Origin of the sequence: Thioclava dalianensis, assembly GCF_000715505.1 — a bacterium.
GTDB lineage: Bacteria > Pseudomonadota > Alphaproteobacteria > Rhodobacterales > Rhodobacteraceae > Thioclava > Thioclava dalianensis.
Map to the genome: position 1 here is coordinate 1 of NZ_JHEH01000088.1, position 1422 is coordinate 1422.

Here is a 1422-nt window from a genome sequence, read left to right on the forward strand (position 1 = left end):
CCGCCGTTGCCACTTGCCTTATCAGCACCGTGCTGTCGCCATTCCCGTAATGCACCTAGATGGAGGATGACGGGATGAAGTTGTTTGTTGGATTGGATGTATCGCTATCGAAGACCTCGGTCTGCGTGATCAGCGAGCACGGCAAGATCATCAAAGAGGCTGAGACTGAAAGCGAACCCGATTTTCTGACGCGCTTGCTCGACGATCTGGACGGCAGCATCGCGGCAATCGGTCTGGAGGCTGGGCCACTGTCGCAATGGCTGCATCGCGGGCTGACCAAAGCTGGCCTTGATGCGGTTCTTATGGAAACGCGGCAGGTGAAAGGAGCGCTGAAAGCAATGCCGATCAAGACGGACCGTCGGGATGCCGAAGGGATTGCGCGCCTTCTCCACCTCGGCTGGTTCCGTCCGGTTCACTGTAAATCTGTCTCGGCTCAGGAAGTCCGCGCTGTTCTCGGCGCCCGGAAAGCCATTCAACAGGGCATGCTGGCATTGGAAATGTCGATGCGTGGACTGCTACGAAACTTCGGTCTGAAGGTCGGTGCGATCTCTCGCGGTAGATTTGAGGCGCGCATTCGGGAGTTGGCGGATGGCAATCCAATGTTGGAAACCGCGACAGCACCTATGCTGCGGGCCAGAGCATCTCTACGACAGGAACTGGCTGGTCTCGAAAAGCGCGTGCGCCAGTTTGCCGGAGACGATGCAGTATGCCGTCGCCTCATGACAATGCCGGGGATCGGGGCGGTCGTAGCGCTGACCTTCCGCGCAGCCGTCGATGATCCGGCGCGCTTTCGGTCTTCGAAGAGGGTTGGTCCTTGGGTTGGCTTGACGCCCTCACGCAACCAGTCCGGTGAACGGGATGTGTCAGGCGGCATCACCAAAGCCGGAGACGTCAATCTGAGGCGAGCATTATGCCAGGCAGCAACCGTCATGATGAACCGTGGCCGATCGACATGGCTGAGAACATGGGGAGCTCAGCTCGCGCAGCGGCGCGGTCGTAAAATCGCGATGGTCGCTCTCGCACGCCGCATCGCGGTCATTCTTCATCGGATTTGGGTAGATGGCGCAACCTTCCAGTCAGCTGCGGCGCCGAACACTGTCTGACAGGATGATACCCCACCCGTTGCCTGCCTGATTGCAGGCTTTCGAGGTCCCGCAGGGACGTGGTTCCGATGATGCCGTGGTCTGGACTGTCGCTGACTTCCGTCAAGTACGCCTATGAGATGGGCACATCGGAATTACATCGAACCAGCATCATGTTGGCAGCCGCCGCGCTGACCACGAACCGAAGCATGTACCCCAAGGACCTCAGCCGAAAGCCCCGACAGAAGCCAAGACGGGCACAAGAATATCAAAGGAACCGCTATGGCGGATCAATTGTTTTGCGCAAAACTGCTTGACAGAGACGCCCCCGTTACCGAAG

At 58.6% G+C, this 1422-nt stretch carries 1 protein-coding gene; it reads left to right on the top strand.

Annotation, left to right across the window (positions count from 1 at the left end):
* Positions 1-74: 74 nt before the first annotated feature.
* Positions 75-1103, top strand: coding sequence for an IS110 family RNA-guided transposase (locus DL1_RS20630; RefSeq protein ID WP_038070279.1), 1029 nt, complete (start codon positions 75-77; stop codon positions 1101-1103).
* Positions 1104-1422: the final 319 nt, after the last annotated feature.